This window comes from Paenibacillus marchantiophytorum, from assembly GCF_014640555.1.
GTDB lineage: Bacteria > Bacillota > Bacilli > Paenibacillales > NBRC-103111 > Paenibacillus_E > Paenibacillus_E marchantiophytorum.
Map to the genome: position 1 here is coordinate 350,602 of NZ_BMHE01000001.1, position 22,638 is coordinate 373,239.

General features: G+C 48.0%; 20 protein-coding genes and 1 riboswitch. Of the genes, 8 read left to right on the top strand and 12 right to left on the bottom strand.

Annotated features, from left to right (window positions below):
- Positions 1-60: 60 nt before the first annotated feature.
- The 4 genes from IEY34_RS01600 to IEY34_RS01615 form a co-directional block, all read right to left on the bottom strand.
- Positions 61-2,139: a beta-galactosidase gene (locus tag IEY34_RS01600; RefSeq protein WP_189006608.1), complete on the bottom strand. Its 2,079-nt coding sequence runs from the start codon at positions 2,137-2,139 to the stop codon at positions 61-63.
- Between the two features lie 58 nt (positions 2,140-2,197).
- The gene (locus IEY34_RS01605) at positions 2,198-3,757 is read right to left on the bottom strand and encodes an ABC transporter substrate-binding protein (protein WP_189006611.1); all 1,560 of its coding nucleotides are present in this window, start codon (positions 3,755-3,757) and stop codon (positions 2,198-2,200) included.
- 61 nt (positions 3,758-3,818) lie between these two features.
- Positions 3,819-4,718 (bottom strand): carbohydrate ABC transporter permease, encoded by a 900-nt coding sequence (locus IEY34_RS01610; protein WP_189006614.1) that lies wholly within the window; start codon positions 4,716-4,718, stop codon positions 3,819-3,821.
- A gap of 27 nt (positions 4,719-4,745) precedes the next feature.
- Positions 4,746-5,663 (bottom strand): ABC transporter permease, encoded by a 918-nt coding sequence (locus tag IEY34_RS01615; protein WP_189006617.1) that lies wholly within the window; start codon positions 5,661-5,663, stop codon positions 4,746-4,748.
- Positions 5,664-5,848: 185 nt separating this feature from the next.
- Between IEY34_RS01615 and IEY34_RS01620 the strand changes: the two genes are divergently transcribed.
- Together IEY34_RS01620 and IEY34_RS01625 are read left to right on the top strand one after the other, a co-directional pair.
- Complete coding sequence (locus IEY34_RS01620) at positions 5,849-7,423, top strand: response regulator (protein WP_189006620.1); 1,575 nt, start codon at positions 5,849-5,851, stop codon at positions 7,421-7,423.
- Positions 7,420-9,210 (top strand): cache domain-containing sensor histidine kinase, encoded by a 1,791-nt coding sequence (locus IEY34_RS01625; protein WP_189006624.1) that lies wholly within the window; start codon positions 7,420-7,422, stop codon positions 9,208-9,210. Before IEY34_RS01620 ends, IEY34_RS01625 begins: the two co-directional genes overlap by 4 nt.
- Before the next feature lie 900 nt (positions 9,211-10,110).
- Here IEY34_RS01625 and IEY34_RS01630 read toward each other — a convergent pair.
- Together IEY34_RS01630 and IEY34_RS01635 are read right to left on the bottom strand one after the other, a co-directional pair.
- Positions 10,111-10,437, bottom strand: a complete 327-nt coding sequence (locus tag IEY34_RS01630; RefSeq protein WP_189006626.1) for an L-rhamnose mutarotase — start codon at positions 10,435-10,437, stop codon at positions 10,111-10,113.
- A gap of 102 nt (positions 10,438-10,539) precedes the next feature.
- On the bottom strand, positions 10,540-11,985 hold the full coding sequence (locus tag IEY34_RS01635; RefSeq protein WP_189006628.1) for an aminotransferase-like domain-containing protein: 1,446 nt from the start codon (positions 11,983-11,985) through the stop codon (positions 10,540-10,542).
- A gap of 128 nt (positions 11,986-12,113) precedes the next feature.
- Here IEY34_RS01635 and IEY34_RS01640 point away from each other — a divergent pair, with 128 nt between their 5' ends.
- Positions 12,114-12,719 (top strand): LysE/ArgO family amino acid transporter, encoded by a 606-nt coding sequence (locus IEY34_RS01640; RefSeq protein ID WP_189006631.1) that lies wholly within the window; start codon positions 12,114-12,116, stop codon positions 12,717-12,719.
- Between the two features lie 115 nt (positions 12,720-12,834).
- Here IEY34_RS01640 and IEY34_RS01645 read toward each other — a convergent pair whose 3' ends face one another.
- From IEY34_RS01645 to IEY34_RS01665, 5 genes are all read right to left on the bottom strand, one after another.
- Positions 12,835-13,152, bottom strand: a complete 318-nt coding sequence (locus tag IEY34_RS01645) for a cupin domain-containing protein (RefSeq protein ID WP_189006632.1) — start codon at positions 13,150-13,152, stop codon at positions 12,835-12,837.
- Positions 13,153-13,591: 439 nt separating this feature from the next.
- The gene (locus IEY34_RS01650) at positions 13,592-15,097 is read right to left on the bottom strand and encodes an alpha-glucosidase/alpha-galactosidase (RefSeq protein WP_189006633.1); all 1,506 of its coding nucleotides are present in this window, start codon (positions 15,095-15,097) and stop codon (positions 13,592-13,594) included.
- A 107-nt stretch (positions 15,098-15,204) separates the two neighbouring features.
- Positions 15,205-16,116: an AraC family transcriptional regulator gene (locus IEY34_RS01655; RefSeq protein ID WP_189006635.1), complete on the bottom strand. Its 912-nt coding sequence runs from the start codon at positions 16,114-16,116 to the stop codon at positions 15,205-15,207.
- A 113-nt stretch (positions 16,117-16,229) separates the two neighbouring features.
- Positions 16,230-17,438 carry an aspartate aminotransferase family protein gene (locus IEY34_RS01660; RefSeq protein WP_189006637.1) on the bottom strand — a complete coding sequence of 403 codons (1,209 nt, stop codon included), beginning with the start codon at positions 17,436-17,438 and terminating at the stop codon, positions 16,230-16,232.
- Positions 17,439-17,594: 156 nt separating this feature from the next.
- Positions 17,595-17,759 (bottom strand): hypothetical protein, encoded by a 165-nt coding sequence (locus tag IEY34_RS01665; protein WP_189006639.1) that lies wholly within the window; start codon positions 17,757-17,759, stop codon positions 17,595-17,597.
- 174 nt (positions 17,760-17,933) lie between these two features.
- On the opposite strand from IEY34_RS01665, the gene kduI reads away from it, so the two are divergent.
- The 4 genes from kduI to IEY34_RS01685 are packed head-to-tail and all read left to right on the top strand — an operon-like array spanning position 17,934 to position 21,131.
- Positions 17,934-18,767 (top strand): 5-dehydro-4-deoxy-D-glucuronate isomerase, encoded by an 834-nt coding sequence (gene kduI, locus IEY34_RS01670; protein ID WP_189006642.1) that lies wholly within the window; start codon positions 17,934-17,936, stop codon positions 18,765-18,767.
- Between the two features lie 7 nt (positions 18,768-18,774).
- Positions 18,775-19,530, top strand: a complete 756-nt coding sequence (locus IEY34_RS01675; protein ID WP_189006645.1) for a DeoR/GlpR family DNA-binding transcription regulator — start codon at positions 18,775-18,777, stop codon at positions 19,528-19,530.
- Between the two features lie 18 nt (positions 19,531-19,548).
- Positions 19,549-20,301 carry a 2-dehydro-3-deoxy-D-gluconate 5-dehydrogenase KduD gene (kduD, locus tag IEY34_RS01680; protein WP_189006648.1) on the top strand — a complete coding sequence of 251 codons (753 nt, stop codon included), beginning with the start codon at positions 19,549-19,551 and terminating at the stop codon, positions 20,299-20,301.
- Positions 20,286-21,131: a sugar phosphate isomerase/epimerase family protein gene (locus IEY34_RS01685; RefSeq protein WP_229757410.1), complete on the top strand. Its 846-nt coding sequence runs from the start codon at positions 20,286-20,288 to the stop codon at positions 21,129-21,131. The genes kduD and IEY34_RS01685 overlap by 16 nt, the downstream gene beginning before the upstream one ends.
- A 66-nt stretch (positions 21,132-21,197) precedes the next feature.
- Here IEY34_RS01685 and IEY34_RS01690 read toward each other — a convergent pair whose 3' ends face one another.
- On the bottom strand, positions 21,198-21,671 hold the full coding sequence (locus IEY34_RS01690; protein WP_189006651.1) for a GlcG/HbpS family heme-binding protein: 474 nt from the start codon (positions 21,669-21,671) through the stop codon (positions 21,198-21,200).
- A gap of 150 nt (positions 21,672-21,821) precedes the next feature.
- A riboswitch (ZMP/ZTP riboswitch) is annotated at positions 21,822-21,900 on the top strand.
- 62 nt (positions 21,901-21,962) lie between these two features.
- On the opposite strand from IEY34_RS01690, the gene IEY34_RS01695 reads away from it, so the two are divergent.
- Positions 21,963-22,565 (top strand): DJ-1/PfpI family protein, encoded by a 603-nt coding sequence (locus IEY34_RS01695; RefSeq protein ID WP_189006653.1) that lies wholly within the window; start codon positions 21,963-21,965, stop codon positions 22,563-22,565.
- Positions 22,566-22,638: the final 73 nt, after the last annotated feature.

Here is a 22,638-nt window from a genome sequence, read left to right on the forward strand (position 1 = left end):
GAAAAAGGATGCCGGAATCAACTCCCGAACATCCTTATATCGTTCAACAATGCGTGATTGCTAGTTCAATTCCCGCTTGTTTCTTTTCATAATGCGTACCCCATATGGCGGCAGCAGCAAGCTCGATTCGGTTACAAGTTCCGCTGTAAGCATATCCGAATAGCGCTGACCATCCAATGTAATCGTATGCGCGTGCTGACTGAAGTTCATGAGGAAAATATACTCATGTTCGCCATCCGTACGAACTTGAGCCGTGACTTCGGCTGGCAGTTCCGTTTGCAGAACCTGTTCAACTCCCGCTTCCGACGCAACCTGCTTGTAGAATTGATGAAGGAAAGCTTGCTCTGTGCGCGTCGCGATGTAGTACGCTTTGCCTTCGCCGAAAGCATGTACGGTCAGTGCCGGTCGGCCTGCATAGAAGTCATCCCCATAGACCGCAAGCGTCTGCGCACCTTCCGTGTGAATCAAGTCGCAAAGCTCGCTCGTCTCGTACTCGCCTGTCAACTTCAACTCATTATCATCGTTAAGTACAAGACGATTCTTCTCATGATCATACAGGCCGTCGATCTCTTCGGACCAGATGCCAAGCGTACGGCGCAGCGGCCCAGGAAACCCTCCCTGGAAGCACAGATCATTCTCATCCACGATGCCGGACCAATACGTGGTCACGAAGGTACCGCCGCCTGCTACGAATTGTTCAATTCGTTCACCAACACCAGGGCGAACCAAATATAACATGGGAGCCACGATCAGCTTGTAGGAACTGAAATCACAGTCCATATCAATCACATCCACCGGAATCCCTTGATCCCAGAAAGCGCGATAATGATTCAACACCGTTGCCTCATAATGTATTCCCGCATTGCGCGGCCCCTGCGAATCTTTCACCGCCCAGCGATTTTCCCAATCGAAAATGAGAGCCGTTTGTGCAGGCACCTGTGTGCCTATGACGTCTGTCAGCTTCTCCAAGGCGCCGCCCAGTTCAGCAACGTCCTTGAAAACACGCGTGTGTTCATGCCCCACATGATCAATGACCGCGCCGTGCAGCTTCTCACTTGCGCCCCTGCTTTTGCGCCACTGGAAGTACTGCACCGAATCAGAGCCGTGGGCTACAGCTTGCAAGGAAGCAAGCAAATGCATGCCCGGCTTCTTCAATTTGGAAATCGCTTGCCAGTTCGTTAGACTTGGCGTGCTTTCCATCAACAGAAAAGGCTGCCCACCCTTGAGCGAACGGAAGATATCATGATTCATCGCAAACCATGCAGCCAGATTGCTCTGATCCGCAGCATCATGCCACATGGGATAAGCATCCCATGAAATCACATCCAATAAGTCGGCAAACTTCCAATAATTCAAGCCTTCATACCCTTCCATCAAATTCGCAGTCACTGGCAGTTGAACGTTAACCGCTTTCAGTGGCTCGATTTCATGGCGGCAGAAGTCCACCGTCTGGTCAGTTACGAACCGTTTCCAGTCTAAGTTCATCGCATGAACCAAATTTTCTCCATGCGGTGCAGGGGATTCAATTTGTGTCCAGCTCGTGTACGTATGACTCCAGAAGGAGGTCCACCAAGCCATATTCAAGGCATCGAGTGTGCCATATTTACGCTGCAGCCAGCCACGAAACGCATCCTGGCAATACGAACAATGGCATTCCCCGCCATATTCGTTGGAAATGTGCCAGCCCACAACAGCCGGATGATGGGCATATCGTTCTGCCAAGCGCGCATTCATGATGGCTACTTTCTCCCGGTACACCGGGGATGTATAGCAATGATTGTGGCGCGCGCCGAACAAGTTGCGCACACGGTTAGCGCCAACGCGCAGAACCTCTGGATACTGCTCCGCCATCCAGGCAGGTCTTGCTCCGCTTGGAGTTGCCAACCAAGCATACAAACCATTGGCGGCGAAAGAATCCAGCACGCGATCCAGCCATTCGAAGGTAAACGTCCCTTCGCTCGGCTCCAGCGCTGACCATGCGAAGATACCAATCGCCATGACGTTGCATTTGGCCAATTTCATCATCCGAATGTCTTCTTCAAGTACATGTGGATCATGCTGCCACTGATCTGGATTATAATCAGCGCCATGCATGAATACAGGGAGTTTAGGACTTATGGGTGGATATTTGAACGACATCACAATCACCTCATGAATTTAATTGATAGAATGATATCATCCAAGTTTAACAGGTTTATTATTTTTTGGCGATAACCGGGTCGGCTTGCCTTTGCATTTCGGCCAAGATTTTATCGATGCCGGCTTGCTTGAGCTTATCATTGAATATCTTCAATCCATGTGCAGCATCGTTCGGATCAACCAGCCCATAGAAGAGCGGTTTCCCGTAACTATCCATCACATTGCTGACCGCAGCCACTTCATTCTTCACCTTGGAATCATCAAATGTGAAAGTTTCCAACGGATGATTTACTGTGACGGATTTCTTCCAATCCTCTGTGAATTTCTGTGTTTCAGCAGCAACCGTAGAATCCAGACGCTCGTTCAGCGAGTTCCAGCCCCAAGGATCTGTTCCGGATGGCGGGAAATCGGCTGATGCAGGAAGCGGTTTGAATTGATCTTTGCCTACTTGCTCGTAATGCTTGCCTTTGATGCCATAGTTCGTCAAATCATGAATTTCTGGATCGTAACGAAGCAAGTCGATGGCCATCAAGGCGCGCTCATAATTTTTGGAGCCCGCGTGGATCGACATCCCATTGTTGATGAAAGCATTGGACAATCGTTTCTTGTCCGCGCTCAAATCATACAATTCAACTTTCCAATCCGGATGAGTCGTTTGCATCTCGGATTTGGTGCGCAATAATGTTCCCAGGTTCCATTCCACAGATGCTAATTTACCGTCTTTGAAAGCTTGCGTTTTGTCTACTTTATTAGCGATCGCATCCCTCGACCATGCGCCTGTTTTTTGCGTATCGAACATTTTCTTGGAGAACGTAGCAAACTCCGGCGTATCGACATAATTGAACAATTTGCCGGAACCTTCCGTTACTTTATAAGCAACTGGCAGCTGAGGAACAACGAAATTCCACTCATTCGGCTGCACTAGCTCAACGGTATTGAACTCACTCACGCCAATACTAGGCTTGAAATCTTTCTCTTTTTCGGCAATCGTTTTCAAATAAGTCACATAATCATCATACGTTTTAAGTTCGGGCAGGTTGTATTTCTGACGCAAATCTCCACGAATGCCAACCAAATGATAGCTGTATTCAAAATTATTTTGCGGCACCATATAGATTTTTCCGTTAATCTTCGCTTGCTCCCATGCGACTTTCGGCTCTTCCGCCCACGTTTTCGGAGCAAACTTCTTAATCATATCTTCGGTTAATTCCATAAAGCCGTTTTTCGTAGCTTGCTGCGCATAATAGGACCAGACCGCCGAGAATACAAGATCGAAATCCTCGTTCGCTGCGAACATCAGCGGATATTTCTGCTGGTATTCGCCCCAATCCAGGAAGCTGACATCCAGCGTTGCGTTAATTTTTTGCTTCATCAATTTATTCACTTCACCATACACTTCGTCGAAAGCTTTGGGCTTGGAGCCCAGCAGCACCATCTTTAATTTCACTTCTTTGCTTGTATCGATGCCTGAACTCGAAGTCGCGGAAGCGCTTGCTTGAGGTGTCGCAGATGTGCTTGGCGTAGGTGTTGCATCCTTGGATCCGCAAGCCGTCAGTACCGTTCCCATGACGAAAAGTGAAGCCAGGCTAAGTGCGGCTAATTTCTTAGTAGTTGCCATTGTGTTCTCCCCTTATGAATAATAGATAATTTATGATAACCGGGAATTGGAATTCCCGGGGTTATCCTTTGACAGCTCCAACCGTTAATCCTTGCACAAAATAACGCTGAACGAACGGATACAGGAAAATAATCGGACCTGTTACCAGAATGGCGAGAGCCATCTTCAAGCTTTCTCCTGGCAAATCGGTCACCTGCATCCCGGTAATTGCCATCACTTTGCGAATGCCCTCGAGATTGCCCAGCATTTTATACAATAAATATTGCAGTGTGTACAATTTCTCATTCTGCACAAACAGCAAGGAGTTGAACCAATCGTTCCAATAATTAAGCGCTGTGAACAGCCCAATTGTCGCAAGCCCCGGCTTCGCCAAAGGCAGAATCAGTCGGATGAAAATCGTGAAATCCCCTGCTCCATCGATTTTGGCAGACTCGGTAATCGCATCCGGGATGCTCCGCAGAAACGTACGCAGAATAATGATGTAGAACACGTTCAACAGCGGCGGCATCAGCAGTGCCCAGAAGGTGTTCTTCATGTGTAAATAGTTAACCATTAAGATGTACCAGGGAACAAGTCCCCCGTTAAACAAGGTCGTAAAGTAGAAGAAGAAAGAGAAACCGCTGCGCCATTCAAAATCCTGTCGCTGCAGCACGTAGGCTGCCATCGCGGATATGAATAGTCCAACTATGGTGCCTGTCACCGTCAAAGCAATGGTCAGCAGATAAGAACTCACGAATTGCTCCGGATGTTTCAGAGCGAATGTATAGGCGCCTAAAGAAAACTCCTTAGGCCATAGCCGAAATCCATCACTTGTGATGGAAGATTCACTCGTCAATGATCCGCTGATAATCAAGATGAACGGAATCAAGCATGCCAAACAAATCACTGTGATAAACACATAGCCAATAATGTCCAGCATTCTCTGGTCGATATGACTTTTTTTTACGCTAGTCGTACTCATAGGTTCACCCCGCAAATGGCTGTATGTTTAGAATAAGGCATTATCTTTATCTGATTTACGCACAAGGAAATTCGTGGCCATGATAGTTATAAAGCACAGAATCGATTGATAGAATCCGATGGCAGACGACATGCCGATTTCATTGTTTACCAGTAAGGAACGATACACATACGTGTCGATGACATCTGTTGTCTGGTAAAGCAGACCATTGTTGCCTACTAGTTGGTAAAAGAGTCCGAAATCGCCGCGGAAGATTCCGCCAATAGCCAGCAAAACAAGAATCGTAATCGTCGGTCTCAGGGAGGGCAGCGTAATGTAGAGAATACGCTGGAACACATTCGCGCCGTCGATTTCCGCTGCTTCGTAAGTCTCGCGATCGATGCTTAATATGGAAGCCATATAGAAAACCGCTCCGTAGCCAACTGCTTTCCACGCCGAGAAAAAGACAAGTATGTATTTCCAATACTCCGGCGTTGTATAGATGTCTAGCTCCGGCATATGGAGCGTGCGCAGCAGCGTATTAATGGTCCCGTGTTCGAAATTAAACAGGTTATAGGCAACCGCTCCTACGACAACCCAGGATAAGAAATACGGCAAGAACATCAAGGTTTGCGCCGTTTTGCGGAACAGCTTGGAGCCGATTTCCGCCATAAAGATGGCCACAATAATCTGTAAAACATTGTTAATTAGAATGAAAGCGGCATTATACAGCAAGGTGTTCCGCGTCACCTTAAAGGCATCGCCTGTCATAAAAAAGAATTTGAAATTATCCAGTCCAACCCAAGGCGAACCCATAATTCCCAAATCATACCGATACTGTTTGAACGCCAGTACGATTCCTGCCATCGGCACATAGCTGAAAAGCAAGAAGTACAGGACTGCTGGCGCGATCATCAGCAGCAGCGTTTTTTTGGATCTCATTCGATACAGGAGTCCTGTTCTCATCTCTATCCATTCCCCCATCCGGTTCTAGTTGTCTCTCTCCTATATCTAAATTAACAGGCTCGGCGAATCGAAGTAACCCGCTAAAATATCGATTGCCTGTAAGTTTTGCAGATCGCCTATGAACCAGTGGTGCTGGAGCCAAATATGCGATAATCTATAGCTACATCTAAGGGGGGCTGCCTAACATGAAACTTCTATTTGCAGAAGATGAGAAATTCACCAGAGAAGGCGTGCTCAAGTCGGTCGCTTGGGACTCGCTTGGAATCACGGAAATGAAGGAAGCTGTTGATGGACTTGAGGCTGTTGCGATCGCGGAACAATTCAAACCAGATATTGTGCTTACGGATATAAGGATGCCCCGAATGGACGGGGTTGAGCTTGCTTTTCACCTCCGCCGCAAGTATCCGCAATGCAAAATTGTTTTTATGAGCGGATATGCGGATAAGGAATACTTAAAAGCAGCGATTACTTTGAAAGCGGTTAGCTACGTAGAAAAACCGATTGATATCGAGGAATTAGAGGACGCTCTGCGCAGCGCAATCGCAATATGCCTGGAGGAGCAGCGCCATGTTGCCAATGACACGGTAGCCAAAGAAAACAAAAGCTACATGAAGCAAGAAACAGCATTGATGCTGATTCGCGGCGGATATGAGGAAGAAGATCTGCGCACACGTCTTTTGGCTGCTGACTTCACAGCCTCCTTGCAAGCACCAGCAGCGACAGCGCTCATGAAGCTGGTTTCTCCCAAACCCAAGAAAGAAACATTCGAGTTGCTGCTGGACGCGGCGTTAGCCTCCAACGATACGCCCTTCTTATTTGCTTGGAAAGACGAAAATCACGTCATCGTTCATTTCTTTTCACACCCGAAAAGCCAACTCGAAAGCAGCAGTTTGCAGTCTATGTGTTATGAATTGTCCAGCGCCTTGAAGGGAGAATTTGAGCTTTTTTCAATTGCAGCAGGCAAACTTGTACCGTCAGCCATGCAGCTTCAAGAATCCTACACCAGAGCTGTTCTTAGGCTGCAAGAATCGTTTTTTCATAAGCCATGCTCCTTAATGCTGCAGGATAACCGGGGAAGCGATGCTCACTCCCAGCATTTTCAAGATCAACCTGAGCATTTCAACCGATTCACGGAAGCGCTGGCCGAGGAGAATTTCATGGAAGTTGCCGAGTTGCTCCAACGGTTGACGGCCGAAATCCGCCAGCATCCAGGCACTTTAATCGTCAGCGTCAAAGAGCTCTATTATCGTTTCATTCTGGAAATGGATAAATTCGCTCAAAGCCGCAATATTAAGCTTTTTGATACCTCCGAAGAAAACAACGTCGCATGGAAGCTTATTCAGGAATGTCATTATCTGGACGATGTCCAGCGGGTTACAAGACTTAAACTGGAGGAATTGGAGAAGACGCTCAAGGAACGCTCAAGCGGCGGCTTGTCCTCTACCAGTTCGCGCATCATTCGGTTTATTCATCTTCATTTCGCAGATGACGACCTCTCTGTGCAGGATGTCAGCGATCATATGCAGATGACCGCTTCGCATCTCATCTCCATTTTCAAGGAAGCGACGGGTAAAACGATTAAGCAATACGTCACGGAATATCGGATGGACAAAGCAAAGGATTTGCTGCGCAACAACCGTTTGAAGGTGCTTGACGTGGCTTCGCAAGTGGGCTTTAAGGATGGGGAGCATTTCGCCAAAAACTTCCGCAAAGCTACAGGCATGACGCCGTCTGAATACCGGGAGCGCTGCCAATTATGATCTTTTCCTTTATTCAAATCTTTCGCAAATGGCTCTACAATACGAAATTGCGCCACAAAATCATGTACAGCTATTTGCTGCTGATTATGCTTCCGCTCGGTTTCTATCAATTCATTGCTTCCGAGAAAATGTCTGATATCATCATTAACCACGTGACATACTCGGCCAAGCAAGGCTTCGATCAGACGTATTCATTCCTTAATTATCGCGTGCAGCGCATTGCAGAAACGACGAACATCCTGGTGTCCAACTCCACCATATCCGACATTTTGCTGGATAATAATGTGACCCAGGATATCAACCGCGAGCTGCAGGATTACAGCAATCTCAAGAAGCTGCTTCGCTCCATGCAGGACAGTCTGGACATCTCGCGCGTCATTCTCTACGTGCCCAGCGCGTTTATTTTCGCCAATGAGACGGAGAATTTCCTGCCCTTGGGGGAAACGAATGAGAGCCCCTGCTTCGATCGTTTGAAAGAGCTCCACGCCAAATACTTGTGGTGCTCCCCTTCTGAATTGGGCGCAAAGGCGCATGCTTCCAAGGACGATTCTTCGCTCTATGTGGTTCGCAGCATCCTCGACCCGAATAATTACTCGCTGCCCATCGGGCAGCTGCGCGTCGATGTGCAGGCCGAAACGATTCGGACTATGCTTCGCAAGGCGAATGTGGTCAGAAACAGCACCACGTTTCTCGTGGATCAAAACCATCAGATCGTCCTTGCATCTGATCCGGTCGCTTTCCGTGAAGTCGATTTGCCCGAGATTACAGCCGATACTGTTTCTACGACTTGGCAAACGAATAACAACTATTATTTGTTCCGGCAGCTGCCATCCAATTGGGGGATGGTCACCGTCATTCCGCTCGATGAAGTCGTTCAGCAAAGCCATCAGCTGCGCAATGATTTGCTAGTCATCCTGTTGATAGTCACCGTAATCGCCTATCTGCTAGCCTACTTGTTCTCGTTCTCCGTTACACGGCGGATTACCCAGCTGACGAGCCGCTTGCGGGATGTGCAGAAAGGGAACCTCATCGCGCTGGCTCAAACGCAAGGCAAAGATGAAATTGGCGAGCTAATCCAAACTTATAACTACATGATCGAACAGATTAGCACGATGAACAAAGAACATTATCGCTTGGGACAAGAAGTGAAAAATGCCGAGCTCAAAGCGCTGCAATCGCAAATTAACCCGCACTTTCTGTATAATACCCTGGATCTCATCAACTGGATGGCCGACAGCGGGTTGAACTCCGATATCAAGAAAGTCGTGAAAGCTCTGGCTCGCTTCTACAAAGTCAGCTTGAGCAGCGGCAAGGATATCATTACCCTGCGCGAAGAGCTGCAGCATGTTTCTTTCTATGTTCAAATTCAGAATATTCGTTTTGAGAATAAAATTGGATTTCACATCGACGTCCCAGACGCCCTGCTTGAACAGTCCATCCCCAAAATCACCCTGCAGCCATTAGTTGAAAATGCCATTTTGCATGGCATCCTCGGTCGCACGCAGCGGGAAGGCACCATCACCATTCAAGGGGAATTGGTGAATGATACCGTTCGGTTGCTAATCAAGGATGACGGAGTCGGCATGAGCGCCAATCAAGTCGAAGATATGATGGCGGGAATCAGCCGAAGCAAAATCGGGGGCAGCAGCTACGGCGTCAAAAATGTCATGGAGCGAATCCGCCACTACTTCGGAGCCCCTGCGAATTTTGCCTTTCGGAGCGTCCCTGGAAAAGGGACAGAGGTAGAAATCTCGTTTCCACTGACGGAGGATGCGCAGCGTGATTAGGATGTTGAGCGCAGCCTAGTTAGGATGATAAGCGACGCCTAGTTAGGATGATGAGCGCAGCCTTTCATGTTGGGGAGACGCTGCTGTTTGCACTTATGGCCCTGCTGGCTTTGCTTTGCAGGCCTTTTTCTTTGCTGTAAGACTGTTTTTCAGTCTTACAGTGGTGCATTCAGGCTCAGCGTTGACTTTAACGCTGTTTTTCACTCTTATGGCCCTGCTGGCTTTGCTTTGCAGGGCTTTTCCTTTGCTGTAAGACTGTTTTTCAGTCTTACAGTAGCGCATTCGGGCTCAGCGTTGACTTTAACGCTGTTTTTCACTCTTATGGCCCTGCAGGCTTTGCTTTGCAGGGCTTTTTCTTTGCTGTAAGACTGTTTTTCAGTCTTACAGTGGTGCATTCTCGCTCAGCGTTGACTTTAACGCTGTTTTTCACTCTTTTGGCCCTGCTGACTTTGCTTTGCGGGGCTTTTCCTTTGCTGTAAGACTGTTTTTCAGTCTTACAGTGGTGCATTCTCGCTCAGCGTTGACTTTAACGCTATTTTTCACTCTTTTGGCCCTGTTATCACCATCGCTATAGAATCAGCCTGCGGCCAGCTACTAGATCATCTACAATTGCACGCACGGGGAGCTGGATGTACTTATCTGCTGCATTTCCTTACCTTTTGGCGATAAAGACAGCCAATAAGCATTCACAGCTTGCTTATGCCTTCATAAAAGGAGCAAATCGAACAAATAAGCAAGTTCAGCTACCTTATTTCCAACGCGTCAGACCCACAATGGGGACGCCGGTGGTCAGGGCTAGGCTATGGCAGGGGCTGGTGGCCACAGCTAGGGGGCCCACAGCCAGGAGACACTCCCAAAACATAAAAGCCCAAGGAAGCAATCGCTTCCCTGGGCTTTACCTTATTTCAAATAAAAAACCTCGGCCATCGGTTGAATCGGCACAGCTTCACGGAAGTCGAAGGAACCGACAACCATTTTGGACGTAATCGCATTCCAGCGACTGCAAGCGTCACTCTCCGCTAAATAGGCGAATGCGGCCTCGATATCATCACACAGGAAGCAGTAGAAAAACTGCGCGCCATTCTGGAAGATGGAATAATCTCTGATTCCGGCTTTGCTGTGTTCCTCCATAATTTCCGGCCATGGGGCCAAATGCATGCGAACGTATTCTTCCAAATCTTCTTCTCTGATTGTCCATGTCCATGCGAATTTACCACTGTTCGTCATCTGCTCACCATTTCCCCATTTCGAATTTTAATCAAAAATTCAATAATGTTACTTTACAGCGGCCGCAGCGTCCCGTCAATATTCATCTATAACGAGACCCGCTCACTCCCTGTGCAGCAATTTGATTAATATAGCAAGCTGCTTTAACCCTATTTCAAGCTCCTCTTGCTTCGCATAGGCATATGAAATCCGCAAATAGTTGCCCGTATGCCGGCTATAAATGGAACCGGGATTCAGCAATACCCCCTCTTTGCAAGCCCGCTCGAACAACATATGCATCGGAATGTCCAAGGTAAGGCGCAGCCAAATATAGAAACCACCTGCCGGGACTGACCACTCGGCAATGTCTTTGAAATGCGTTTGCAGCAGCTGCACCGTATGATCACGCCTCATTTGGAGCTGCTCCCGAACAAATACGAGGTGCTCCTGATAGAGGCCCCTGCCCAGCCATTCTGCGGCAGCCCACTGGGATACGGAGCTTGAGCCGTAATCATTTTGCATTTTGATATCGGCCAATCGTTCGATTACCGGCTCTGGGGCGACCACCCAGCCAATTCGCAAACCTGGACTCAATGTCTTGGACAAGCTACCTAGATAGAGAACCAATGCATTAGGATCCCTGGCCTTGAGCGGCAATGGTGGCGGGTTATCGAACCACAACTCCCGGTACGCATCATCCTCAATAATAGGCAGCCCTTCATCTGCGCAAATAGTCATCAAATCCTGACGCCGAGCTTCTGTCATTAAGGTGCCTGTAGGATTATGAAAAGAAGGGATCGTATAGAGCAGCGAAGCGTTGTGGCCTTTTTTGTAGCGGCTGATGTGATCGGTTCGCACGCCCTCTTCATCCATAGGCAACCCGATCAGCTTCATAGCGCTGGATTGAAACACGTGTATGGAGTACAAGTAAGATGGACTTTCCAGAAGAATGGAAGATCCTCGCTGCAAAAGTCCGATCGAAATCAACTGCAACGCTTGCAGCGCTCCCGATACGATCAAAATAGCGGACGGCGAAGTATGGATGCCGATTCCTTGCAAATAGGCGGTGATTTGCTTCCTCAAATACAGATTTCCCTTTGGCTCCTCATAACCCAGAGCGAAGGGATTCAACGAGCTTTCTTCAAAGATTTTTTTCATCTGTGCGGATGGCAGCAAATCAGGGGAAAGCTCGCCGGTGCCCAGACGAATAATCCCCTCTTGGAATTCTGCCCGATTGATCTGCTGGATGGCCGGCTGATTCGGATAGTAAGTTCCTGCCTGCACATAGGAGCTCCAGTCCGGTGGCGGCGAGGCAGCAAGCAAATTCCAAGCATTATTGACGACTCTGGTCCCGCCCTTGGTGTTGCCTTCCAATAACCCCTCATCTATCAAATCGCTCAGTGCCGTTACTACCGTGCTGCGATTGACTCCAAGCTGATCAGCCAATGTCCGCTGCGCTGGAATTTTGGTTCCTACCGCCCATTCGCCAAGTGATATTTTAAGTTTAATACTATCCTTAATCTGCACATATAATGGGATTTCTGACGAGAAGTCAGGCTTCCAGTCCATTTGAACCCCCTCCTTCCTGCTTTACTATATCATTTGGTTGGGTCATTCACCATCCATTTGGAGGGAGACAAACAGGCGAACTCCTTTATACTGGAGGTATTGAAGGTTTACGTAAAGGAGCGTTTCACTTGTTAACCACCGTATTACATGGATTAATGCTGGGCTTAGGGCTTATTTTACCCGTCGGCGTACAAAATGTGTTTATTTTCAATCAAGGGGCCAGTCAGCGCACTTACATGCGGGCATTGCCAGCTATTCTCACAGCGTCGATTTGCGATACAGGCCTCATTTTAGCCGCGGTTCTGGGCATGTCGTTCATAGTGCTAAGTTTTTCTTGGCTGCAAGTCATACTTTACGGCTGTGGGTTCATCTTCCTGTTGTATATGGGGTGGGTGCTGTGGAAAAGCAAATCTGGTGCCTCATCAGCTCAGCAAGTCAGCACGCCAGGCAAACAAATCGTCTTCGCCGCCTCCGTTTCGTTGCTGAATCCGCATGCCATTATGGACACGATTGGTGTCATAGGGACGAACTCTTTGCATTATACCGGCAGCGACAAATGGCTGTTCACACTCAGCGTCATTCTGGTTTCTTGGCTATGGTTTTGCGGCTTGGCTTTTGCGGGGCGCGTTGTAGGGAAACGGGATTCCAGCGGACTCTTCCTCGCCAGACTAAATAAAATATCGGCTTGCTTGATCTGGGCCGTAGCGCTGTATATGGGCTATCAACTGTTGTAACTCTTGCCCCAAAAATAAGAACCCAGCCAACAGGCTAGGTTCTTTTTACAAATTGCTGTTCGATAGCGAATACACCCTCTGCAAAAGCACCAAGAGCTTATCTCCGCATAGCTGATTAGCGTTTCACCAAATCTTCACGAATCGGAGTAAATACGTCTAGTAAAGCGGACTCTTCCAAGGCAGTAACGCCGTGCTTCGCTCCACTCGGGATGTACGCGGTCTGACCTTGCGTAATGACAGTAACTTCACCATCTATGGTAAACTCTATTTTACCTTTTAAACAATAGGACATTTGCTCATGGACATGGCTGTGTTGGTATCCGATGGCACCGGGCTCGAAGTGAACTTCCATCATCATTAAACCAACTTCCGCTTTCAGAATGCAGCGTGTTACGCCGGGCTCAGCTGCTTCCCATACGCCAATATTAGACATCTAACTTTCCCCTTTCGTTGTAGCAACCTCTTTATTCCAACCAAAGAAAAACGGCTTCGCGGCCCTGAGAGATCAGCCTCTTAGTAGCGACAAACCCTGTTAAGGGAACTAGAGGACGCTATATAGGCAAATAGCAGGGATGCTAGGGTATTAGCGGAACTACAGGGTCTTATTTCCACGAAAAACGCTGAATTTGCCTTGAAACAGCAAAATAGCGGACTGGAGTTCCCTCACCCCCGCGATATGGATACTTTTGGCTAGAATAGCGGACTGTAGTTCCCTCTGTTGGCACAAGGCGGCTGGAGTAACTCCGCGCTCACTCCAAAACATATAAACTCTTATATTTCAAAAAAGGACCGCAAGCGGTCCTTCACTCACCCAGCTAGTATACCTCAAAAGAACCTAAATGAACATACTTGGATCTAAACGAACATCTAGATTACGAATTAACTGTCGCCCGATCCTTGCCCTTATCCGCTTCACCAGCATTTTTGTTCGCAGCGTTACGATCCTGCTGCATTTCTTCCACGGTTTTCACTTTAACGCGGGCGGCGCCTTCATAACTGCGCGTCGGCACTAAATTTCCAGCGGCAAGGCGCGCTTTGGCTTCGGCAATTGCAGAGCCGTATTGCGGCAGCCATGCTTCCTGCGCAACCAGCATTTCATCCACCATCTGCCAAATTTCTTTGGGATTGCATACGGCGCCTACGAGCGGGTCCATCATAAAAGCTTGACGCAGCAGCTTGTCATCGCCATGCACAGCCGCTTCAACGGCCAGGCGCTGAACAGAAATGCTGACATTGCAGACAGCAGCTGGTCCAAGCGGCAGCTCGCCTACATGCGGCATCGAGATGCCGTTCCGATCCACATATCCAGGCGCTTCAATAATCGCGTCATCCGGCAAATTGGCAATGACTCCGCGATTGACCAAGTTGAAATGTCCGCGATACACACGGCCGGTTTCCAGTCCCTCAATGATATAGGAGCCGTGTTCTTCACTACGTTTCTCCGCCGCATAAACATAAGCCGGATCTTTCATCCAATTCGGGAAATCGGTCTCAAACCAGTTGCGTCCCTCTGTACAAACGCGCAAATAGCCGCCTGTTTCTCCGTTAATCCAGCTGCCCATATCAATCCAATCCGGGATTTCACTCGCCCGCTTGCGGTACCAAGGCACATATTCACTCAAATGACCATTCGATTCCGTACTGTAGTAGCCAAATCTACGCAGCATATCGATACGCACTTTTTCGGTACGGGCAAATTCCGGATGCTGCTCGAAAGCTTCCAGCAGATCGCCCGTCAAATCCTTGCCATTATGGCTAGCTTGGATATACCACGTTTGGTGATTGATCCCGGCGCATATGATGTCTACTTCATTTTTGGACAAGCCGAATACATCGGCAATCTGTTTATGTCCATGCTGGACGCCATGGCATAGGCCAATGGTCCGCACTTGACCGTATTTGTTGCAAGCCCAAGTGAGCATGGCCATCGGATTCGCATAATTCAACAGCAGAACATCAGGCGAAGCCACCTCGCGGATATCCTGGCAAATGCGAAGCATTTCCGAAATGCCGCGCTGCCCGTACATAATTCCGCCGGCACACAGCGTATCACCTACACATTGGTCGACGCCATATTTCAGCGGGATATCGACATCCGTCGCGAAGGCTTCCAAACCTCCAACACGAATTGTACATAATACGTACTTCGCATCCTGCAAAGCTGCTCTGCGGTCCGTCGTTGCTTGAATCTCAATAGCCAAACCATTCTCGCGGATATCCCTTTGGCAAAGCTCGGTCACCATATCTAAATTATGTTGATTAATGTCTGTAAAAGCAACTTGTACATCGTGAAATTCTGGCACTGCGAGCAAATCCCGCAATAGTCCCCGTGTAAAACCAATACTGCCTGCACCGATAAAAGTTACTTTAAATGACATCTGAATCGTCCTCTCTGTCGTTTACTCTACAAGTCATATTATAGCAAGCAGACAAGAGAAAACGTTATCAAATTCCTAACTTCCTCAGCTAAAAGTTGTCAAAAATTCTAACTTTCTTTCGGATAGTTCATTTGATGAGTATTCATCGATTTACGAAATTCTGTCGGTGTACTGTTCGTGTAGTCTTTGAACAGCATATGGAAATACTGCCGGCTGCCAACCCCGATATAATCACTGATTTCAGCGATTGGCACATCGGTTTCCAGCAGCAGCATCTTGGCTTTTTCCATCCGAATCCCTGTTAAATAAGCCATCAAGGTTTGCCCTGTGACCGATTTGAAAATGCGCTGCAAATAGCCTGGATGCAAATTAACGGCGCCCGCAATATCCTTAACCTGGATGTCGCGGTCATAATTTTGATGCAAATAATCCAGGCTTTGCTTCACATACCATTCACTCTGCGCCAAACCGCCGGACGTCGCTTCACGCCAAAGTCTCGCAATCCGAATCAACAACTGTGCAATCAGCAATTGCACCATCGTGTCACTCTTCGCAGGCGATTTGTCCAATTCGAGCACCAAACTTTTCATGATATGGTACACTTCATCCGGGTCACGAAGCACCAAATAGGGCGAAGCCACGCCCAAAATAGCGGCCAATAAGCTCTCTTCCGACGCCAATTGCTGAATAGAAGGAAATACGCCCTTCTGCTCCATGAAGCGGAACTCTACATTGAGCATCCGGCACGGATTCTCCTCCTCTACGATCAAACGATGCGGAACATTCGCGTTAATGATAATAAATTCGCCCTTTTTGAGACTCACACTGTCCACCTGCGAGGCATTAGTCTGAATTTCTACGACACAGAAACCTTGAATCGTGTACATAATTTCAACCGCATCATGACGATGAAAAGGCATATCGAAGCCAAGCCATTGTTTAAAATAGTACGCCATCACTTGCGGATGGCTCGGTGGCGCTGACTCCAGCGCTGGGAATAGCTTTCCGTTATCGGTCATAAGGAGCTCCTTTCACCTGCAATCGCGTTCACATTGCACAACTTAGTACAGCCATTGTAACTGCCTCTAGGTAAAAAGAAAAATCCCTTCCAGCGGAAGGGATTTTCTTACTGTCATTTCAAGATGAGCTGGTCCATCACAGCGCATAAAATACTCATCATCCGATCAATCTCCTCATCGGTAACGACAAGAGCTGGCATTAAGCGAATCGTCTGCGGGCTTGAGGAATTAATTAATAATCCAGCCTCTAGACAGGCTGCTACCAATTCCTCACCACGAGGCTCAGGAAGATCAAAAGCAAGCAGCAAGCCTTTGCCGCGAATACCGCTTAGGCCATACTTGGCCTGAACTTCACGGAGCTTAGTTTGCAAATAGGCACCTTGTTTGGCCGCTTGCGCTGGCAATTTACGCTCGATCAACTCGCCCACAACGGCCAGCCCTACAGCCATCCCTAGCGGCTGCCCTGTATAAGTGCCGCCTTGATCTCCCGGTTCGAACAAATTAAATGCTTCTTTGGCCAGCATCGCTGAAAGCGGGAATCCGCCGCCAATACCTTTGGCCAAAGTTAGCACATCCGGGGTTACACCGTAATGCTCGAAAGCGAACATACGGCCTGTTCGACCAAGTCCAGTTTGGATCTCATCGAAAATCAGCAGCACACCTTGCTCGTCACAGAGACTGCGCAGTTCCTTCACATAGTCCAGACTGACCTCATGAACGCCGCCTTCTCCCTGGATAAGTTCCAGCATAACCGCACATGTCTTAGGTGTTATTGCTGAACGAACCGCTTCGATATCATTAAATGGCACCTTGACGAAGCCAGGCATCTGCGGAGTAAACTTTTGCTCCCACTGGGGTTTGCCGGTAGCCGCCATCATGGCCAGCGTTCTGCCATGGAAGCTGCGGTTCGCTGTAATCACCTCATACGCTCCGCCTTTACAGACGGATCCATATTTGCGAGCCAGCTTAATGGCACTTTCATTGGCCTCAGCCCCCGTGCTGCCAAAAAATACACGCTCTAACCCGCTCAGCCCTGTAAGCAACTGGGCGAACTCAATCATCGGCTTATTATAGAAAGCCGGACTCACATTAATCAGCTTGCCCGCTTGCTGCACTAAGGCATCTGCAATGACTTTGGGAGAATGCCCTAAAGCAGTGACCGCCCAGCCGCCGATAAAATCCAAATACTTCTTCCCCTCCGTATCCCAGACATACATTCCTTCGCCATGCTCCATCACGATCTGAGGCCGATTGGCTACAAATAAAATAGATGAGTTCGCTTCATGCAGAAGTTCCTCTGTGCGTTCTTTGACATTTTCCACGCTGACATCACCTTTCCGAATGCTTATTTATAAACAACATTGCATAATTATACATTTATCAGTATATTTATTCAACCATTATTTGGAGAGGACGCAAATAAAAAACCGTCAGAAGGTTTCATGTCACCCCTGACGGTCCATATTCCGATTCACGTTCTAATCACGATCTTCAGAATCGTCGGTCGAGAACGCTTTTTTTACATTATCCATGATTTCCTCGACAGCGTCACTCACCATATCCGTGGATGTCGTATCCTCTTCATCTGGTTGAGTTGGAATCGTATCGTTGCATACACGATCAAAATAATGACTTTTATCCATAGAATAACCTCCTGTAAGGTTGTTGTTTACATCTTCTGTCCCCTTTATTCACCGAATAGGCAAGATTTGAAACAACAAACGGAAAATCCTTGCTTAATCCGGATGATTGAAGTAAATTAAACCTATATGAACGTATATCAACATAAATAAACCAACCCAAGGAGAGATTAACCTATGGATATTCGCTATGCATCCCACCCTAATGAAGTCAAACAATTTGATACGAAACGCCTTCAAGCTGAGTTTCAAATTAATTCGCTGTTCACAGCTAATGAGATTACACTCGTATACTCCCACGTAGACCGTTTCATTATCGGTGGTGTTCTTCCGATTACAGGTTCGCTTCAACTGCAAGCTGACAAGAAAGAAATGGCTGCTGAGTACTTCCTGGAGCGCCGCGAGATCGGCATCATCAATGTCGGCGGTCCTGGTACAATTACAGTTGACGGCACCGTATACAACATGGCATCCAAGGATGGCATCTATATCGGTCTTGGCTCCAAAGAGATCACATTTGCAAGTGACAATGCGGCTGATCCAGCCAAATTCTACTTCAACTCTACACCAGCGCACCAAACGTATCCGACAGTGAAAATCTCCATCAGTGAAGCTACACCAGCTCACTTAGGCAATATCAATACATCCAATGAGCGCACGATTTATAAATATATCCACACAGGCGGCGCACAAAGCTGTCAGCTCGTTATGGGCATGACGCTTTTGAAACCGGGCAATATGTGGAACACGATGCCTTCCCATACGCATAACCGCCGTTCCGAAGTGTACTTCTACTTCGATATGCCGGAAGATGCGGTTGTTTTCCATATGATGGGCGAGCCGCAACAAACGCGCCACGTTGTTATGCGCAATGAGCAAGCGGTAATCTCCCCAAGCTGGTCCATTCATAGCGGTGTAGGCACGAATAACTACACATTCATTTGGGGTATGGCCGGCGAAAATCAAATTTTCGACGATATGGACCCAGTCGCGATGAAAGACCTTAAATAGACAACCAATGAACCCTTTACGCAGGTATGAAACTATTATGGAAATCCTGCTGTCACAGAAAGAAGTCACCGTTAACGAGCTTAGCGAGCGACTCGATGTGACAGGCAAAACGATTCGCGAGGATCTCGCCAAACTTGAGGAAAAAGGCCTGCTTCTCCGTATTCACGGCGGCGCGATGCTAGCCCAGAGCGATCAGCTGGGCATCCTTTCGGCCAAAGAGCCGAATATCAAGCATGCCGATCAGAAATCGGAGATTGCCACACTCGCTCTGCGATATATTCAGCCCAGAGACATAATTGCCCTCGACGGCGGCGGCACAACATTAGAAATTGCTAGGCGGCTGGATAATCAGCCGCTTACTGTTGTCACCAATGATCTCTATATCATCTCAGAGCTTGTCCACAAAGATGAGATTCGTTTGGTGGTGCCGGGAGGCTACCGGCTTCGCAACATGCTTGCAGGTCCTGAAGCATCAGAGTATGTAAGCAAGCTCAACATTCAGAAATCATTTATTTCTGCCACTGGCGTTCATTTGCAGCATGGCTTTACGATCTATACAAGTGATCTTGTCGATTATAAGCGTGCCTTGATTAAGTCCAGTGCTGTCGTATATGGCGTTGTCGATCATTACAAATTCGGTCAATGCGCATTGCGAACTTTTGCGGCGCTATCTGAGGTAGCCATGATCCTAACGGATCGTTCGCTCCCCGCCGAAACAGCCCAACAGTTTACAGAAGCAGGCGTTCCGATTGTAACTCACTAGTGATAAGGAGCATTGTTCATGACACTTTTTAATTTAGCAGGCAAAACAGCTTTCGTAACCGGCGCTTCCGGCGGTCTTGGTCAAGCAATGGCCATCGGACTTGCTGAAGCGGGCGCGAATGTGATTGCCGTTTCCTCTTCCGAAAGCGTACAAACCGTAGAAGCTATCCGCGCGTTGGGCGGCAAAGCCGAACTAATTGCGGCAGATCTTAGCAACGAAGACATCTTGGAGGATGTTGTGAATAAAGCAGTCGGTCTCTATGGCAGCATCGATATTCTCGTGAATAATGCGGGCATCATCCGCCGTACGCCAGCTGTCGATCATGGCCGTCAAGATTGGCATGATGTCATAGACTTAAACTTGAACTCCGCCTTTTTCTTGTGCCAATTGATTGGACGCCATATGATTGAACGCGGCAGCGGCAAAATCATCAACATTGCCTCCATGCTCACTTATCAAGGCGGTATTAACGTGCCTGGCTATACAGCCAGCAAACATGCGATTGCCGGCGTGACGAAAGCGCTAGCCAACGAATGGGCTGGAAAAGGCATTCAGATCAACGCGATTGCCCCTGGTTATATGACAACGAACAACACAGCGCCAATTCTGAAAGACGAGAAACGCACACAATCGATCACTGATCGTATTCCGGCAGGTCGTTGGGGATCTCCGGAGGATCTCAAAGGTCCGGTTGTCTTCCTATCCTCCACGGCTTCTGACTATATGAACGGTCACGTGCTGTGCGTGGACGGCGGATGGATGGCGAGATAATGGGGATTGGCACGTTAGCTCATACAGTCGGACAGCTGCCACTGAAGCAACTAACGGAGAAGCTTAGCGGACGAGGCGTAGACTTCGTGCAATTGGCGCTCAGTAAAGCGATTCGTGATATCGACACAAGTATTGGCAAACTTAGTCCCGCACTAGCGAACCATATCGGTGAGCAGTTTCACCGTGCCGGCATACGCATCGGCGTGCTCGGCTGCTATATCAATCCGATTCATCCGGACCCGCAGCAGCGGCGTCTTGAGATCAATCGGTTCAAAGAGCATCTGCGATTCGCCCGAGATTTCGGGACTTCCATCGTCGCAACGGAAACCGCTGAATTAACGACTTATCTCGCTCACGATGCTGAGCGTTATGAAGACATTGGCTGGACGACACTTAAACAAACCGTCGAGGAACTAGCAGAGGAAGCGGAACGCTGGGGTGTTTTCATCGGTTTGGAGCCTGTTGCCACACATACACTGTCCAGCAGCGCAAAAATGGCACGGATTCTGGAAGAAGTTCCCTCAAGCAATCTGGGTGTCGTCTTTGATCCGGTCAACTTGCTCCCGGTCACAGCAATTGAATCGCAGGAGGCATTTCTTGATCAAGCTTTTGCTGCCTTCGGAGATCGGATCGTTCTTGCTCATTTGAAGGATGTTAACGTGCAAAGCGATAAGCTCGAAGCCGTGCGCTCTGGGCAAGGTATTTTCCAAACAAAATCTTTTCTGGACAAGCTTCATCAAGCCAAGCCAGGCGTTGATATTTCGCTAGAGATGGTCTCGGATGATAATTTAGATACCACGATTCAATATGTACGAGGTCTTTTGGGATAAAAATAGGGCTGCCTTTAAGTAGTGATATCTACTTGAAAGCGGCCCTCTTTTGGCTCGTTAAATCGCTTACTTTTTGATATCAGGCTCCGTTAGAACCGTGTAAGAATTCCCCAAATGACCCTGCAGCGCCTTCAGTGCCGCAACACCAACAGCAATATCATCTTCCCCGTTCCCTCCGCTGACACCGACGCCCCCGATGACAGTTCCATTAACCACAATTGGAATACCGCCAACGAAAATAGCAAACTTGCCCGGCATCATCGCATGTATGCCAAAAGCTTCCCCATGAATCGTCGCCGGCCCCCCAGGCTGCGTGAATAAGTGCGTCGATCGCCTGTGACCGCTGGCGGTGAAGGCTTTGGCAATCGCCATGTCAGGACTCGTATTCCGAGCACCATTCATTCGTTCCAGCGCAATCAAATACCCGCCATCATCGACAATGCAGATCGTCTCCGCTGTGCCGGCAGTTCTTGCTGCTTGAACACCCGCTTCGATCATGACCCTGGCTTCTTCTAATTCCAGTTTAAATACGGATTTCATGCATGTATCCCCTCCTCCCTGTGAACCCCTATTCGCCTGTTTGCAAACTCCTCTTCCATTCATATGGGGATAACACAGGAATAAGTCGTGCTATTCGTTCGAAAAATGAAGTTGAAATTTTAGGATAATAATTGTAAAATACTTGTAATTGAACCGATGTGTAACTGGCGTAAACATGGGGTACCATGAGGGAGCACATTGCAGACAGCCGTACGCCTGGGCAAAGTATTTGATCATAGATCAAGTGCTTTTTTTTGTTTTATGGACACAAGAAAGGTCAGGTGCTTCACTATGAAAATTGCCTTCGTTTTGTTTGATGGTGTAACAACGCTAGACTTCACAGGGTTCTATGAAGCAATTACTTGGCTGCGGATACTGGGGGCAAAAGCTGATGTTTCCTGGGACTTCTGTGCCATGCAAGAGGAAATAACCGATGATCGCGGGTTAATAATGAAAGCTAATCGTGTCTCTCCCGATCTTTCCGGTTATGGTTTAGTATTTGTCCCAGGTGGATTTGCAACCCGTCAACTACGATATGATGCTGACTTTATCACATGGCTCCAAACTGCATCTGCCGCCACTTACAAAGTTTCAGTCTGCACAGGTGCATTGTTGCTAGGGGCAGCCGGTTTTCTTCAAGGCAAGAAGGCCACAACCAATCCATCTGCTTATGAATTATTAGCCCCTTACTGTGCTGAGGTTATCGAAACACGTCTTGTCAAAGACGGAAATCTCTTTACCGGAGGCGGCGTTTCGGCCTCGCTAGACTTAGGACTGTTTGTCGTTGAATCCCTTACGGATTCCGTGTTCGTGCAGCAAGTGCAAGTGAAGATGGACTATCCCTACTATCGCGCAGGACAATATTCTGTGATAGCTACAAAACAAATTTTATAGGAATTTCTCCTGCTATTTTTGTTAAAACCACTTTTTTCAGCCATCTAACGGGAAAAACTCCCTCTACTCTCTG

Bases quoted from the DNA above. Each gene is read 5' to 3' on its own strand.
- IEY34_RS01600 (WP_189006608.1), bottom strand. From the start codon at position 2,139: ATGTCGTTCAAATATCCACCCATAAGTCCTAAACTCCCTGTATTCATG.
- IEY34_RS01605 (WP_189006611.1), bottom strand. From the start codon at position 3,757: ATGGCAACTACTAAGAAATTAGCCGCACTTAGCCTGGCTTCACTTTTC.
- IEY34_RS01610 (WP_189006614.1), bottom strand. From the start codon at position 4,718: ATGAGTACGACTAGCGTAAAAAAAAGTCATATCGACCAGAGAATGCTG.
- IEY34_RS01615 (WP_189006617.1), bottom strand. From the start codon at position 5,663: ATGAGAACAGGACTCCTGTATCGAATGAGATCCAAAAAAACGCTGCTG.
- IEY34_RS01620 (WP_189006620.1), top strand. From the start codon at position 5,849: ATGAAACTTCTATTTGCAGAAGATGAGAAATTCACCAGAGAAGGCGTG.
- IEY34_RS01625 (WP_189006624.1), top strand. From the start codon at position 7,420: ATGATCTTTTCCTTTATTCAAATCTTTCGCAAATGGCTCTACAATACG.
- IEY34_RS01630 (WP_189006626.1), bottom strand. From the start codon at position 10,437: ATGACGAACAGTGGTAAATTCGCATGGACATGGACAATCAGAGAAGAA.
- IEY34_RS01635 (WP_189006628.1), bottom strand. From the start codon at position 11,985: ATGGACTGGAAGCCTGACTTCTCGTCAGAAATCCCATTATATGTGCAG.
- IEY34_RS01645 (WP_189006632.1), bottom strand. From the start codon at position 13,152: ATGTCTAATATTGGCGTATGGGAAGCAGCTGAGCCCGGCGTAACACGC.
- IEY34_RS01650 (WP_189006633.1), bottom strand. From the start codon at position 15,097: ATGTCATTTAAAGTAACTTTTATCGGTGCAGGCAGTATTGGTTTTACA.
- IEY34_RS01655 (WP_189006635.1), bottom strand. From the start codon at position 16,116: ATGACCGATAACGGAAAGCTATTCCCAGCGCTGGAGTCAGCGCCACCG.
- IEY34_RS01665 (WP_189006639.1), bottom strand. From the start codon at position 17,759: ATGGATAAAAGTCATTATTTTGATCGTGTATGCAACGATACGATTCCA.
- kduI (WP_189006642.1), top strand. From the start codon at position 17,934: ATGGATATTCGCTATGCATCCCACCCTAATGAAGTCAAACAATTTGAT.
- IEY34_RS01675 (WP_189006645.1), top strand. From the start codon at position 18,775: ATGAACCCTTTACGCAGGTATGAAACTATTATGGAAATCCTGCTGTCA.
- kduD (WP_189006648.1), top strand. From the start codon at position 19,549: ATGACACTTTTTAATTTAGCAGGCAAAACAGCTTTCGTAACCGGCGCT.
- IEY34_RS01685 (WP_229757410.1), top strand. From the start codon at position 20,286: ATGGATGGCGAGATAATGGGGATTGGCACGTTAGCTCATACAGTCGGA.
- IEY34_RS01690 (WP_189006651.1), bottom strand. From the start codon at position 21,671: ATGAAATCCGTATTTAAACTGGAATTAGAAGAAGCCAGGGTCATGATC.
- IEY34_RS01695 (WP_189006653.1), top strand. From the start codon at position 21,963: ATGAAAATTGCCTTCGTTTTGTTTGATGGTGTAACAACGCTAGACTTC.